Source organism: Frankia sp. CoWAU3, from assembly GCF_977971855.1.
This window is the reverse complement of the sequence record NZ_CDWWXB010000162.1, coordinates 1-1,579: the sequence shown is the minus strand read 5'-3', so window position 1 is coordinate 1,579 and position 1,579 is coordinate 1. Positions and strand designations below refer to the sequence as shown.

Annotated in this window: 2 protein-coding genes; one reads left to right on the top strand and one right to left on the bottom strand. The window is 73.4% G+C overall.

Features of this window, described 5'->3' with window-relative positions; all coding sequences use genetic code 11:
• A partial coding sequence (locus tag AC08ON_RS13715; protein WP_476617102.1) for a wax ester/triacylglycerol synthase domain-containing protein occupies positions 1-810 on the bottom strand: 810 nt, incomplete at its 3' end.
• 413 nt (positions 811-1,223) lie between these two features.
• Here AC08ON_RS13715 and AC08ON_RS13710 point away from each other — a divergent pair.
• Positions 1,224-1,579: hypothetical protein (locus AC08ON_RS13710; protein WP_476617101.1), on the top strand; the 356-nt coding region annotated here is incomplete at its 3' end.

Below are 1,579 nucleotides of genomic sequence, written 5' to 3'. Positions count from 1 at the left end.
TGTCGTGCGCAGAGAGATCGGCGTGATGGCACGGACCGCCGCACCGCACGGCTGGCCCTGCTCGGCCAGCAGCTGGGCCGTGGCCTGTGCCACCATGGCGAGCAGGACGTCGGTCACGCGGGCGTTCGCGGCCCGCGCGACTGCCCGAACCTCGGGCAGTCGCAGCCGCACCATCCGCACCCGGCGAGCCGGTCCCGATCGCCCAGACCAGGGGAAGGGGGGCGCGGCTCCGTCCAGCCCGAGCCGCACCATGCCGGTGGTCACGGCCACCCATCGCGCGGGCGCGGGCGAGGCGGACAGCGAATCCGGCCGCACGGCTCCGGGCAGCGCCACAGCACGCAGATCCTCCGGACCGTCCAGGAAACGGTCCAGCAGGGCGATCGCGCGGACGCCATCAGCGATGGCGTGGTGCAACACGACCACGACCGCGGCTTCCGCCGGCCCGACACCTCGCACGAACCACATCCGCCACAGGGGACGGTCCCGACGCAGCGCGACGGCCGTGGCCTGCGAGACGAACCGTTCGAGCCCGGGCCGGCCGGCGCCGGGCGGCAGGGTCACCTCGCGGACATGCCAGGACAGGTCGATGCTCCGGGCCAGTTCCCATCTGTAGCCGGACAACGGCCCCGGCGACACGACTCGTCGCAACATCGGGGGAATATCCGCCAGGCGCCGAGCGACATGGGCGCGGATGTCGGCGAGCGTGGGCGAGGAGCTGCCGGGGAGGAGTCTCAGAACCGCGACGCCCCCGACCTGCTGCGGGCTGCGGGGGCCTTCCACCTCGAGGAAGAAGGCATCGGCCGCGGGCATTCGGCGCCGTTCCCGCGGCTGGCTGTATCCCGGCCCCTCCGGACGAGCTCGCGCCCCCGCCCCGCCGCGGTCACGGGCAGCCGTCCGCACACCCGACCTACGCACACCCGGCCCCCGTCTACCCGGCCGCTGGCGCTGGCGCTGCCACCACTCTGCCCCGGCCACCCCGCCACCGCCGCGCGAATGACAGCCGCCCGGTACCGGGCGGTGCGGCAGTCGTGCCAGCGTCAGCAGATGCCGATGGCATGCCGTCAGATGCCGATACCCGTCGACGCTGTGCTCTCAAGGACGCTGTACTGAGGAGCATGCCACTCGGGCCGCCCGAACAAACTGACGGCTGCCTTACGGAACTCGCTGCTCCGGTGCGGACGTGCGCTGACGGGGCACCCCGATGCCGCAACGGCGCGGTTCGGGTGCCCGCCGATCAGGGCTGCGGAATGCGCGGCAGGCTGGCGGGCACACCGGCCGGATGCAGACGCTGCCTGCTGGGCGCCGCCGCGCTGGCCGGGGTTGCCTCCGGTGGCCGTCTCGGCGACCGGCTGCTGGCAGCCGGACGGCTCACCGGGCGCATCCAGGTCGCCATCGGCGCCTATTTCCTCGCCGCCGTGCTGCTGCCGGCCATCCTCAGCTCGACCCTCACCGTCACGGTTCCGCTGTTCGCACTGGCCGCCATCGCGCTTGGCGCAACGAATCCGCCGCTGGATGCGGCTCGCCTGGACATCATGCCGGCACCGCTATGGGGACGGGCGGAAGCGATCCGTGGCGTGCT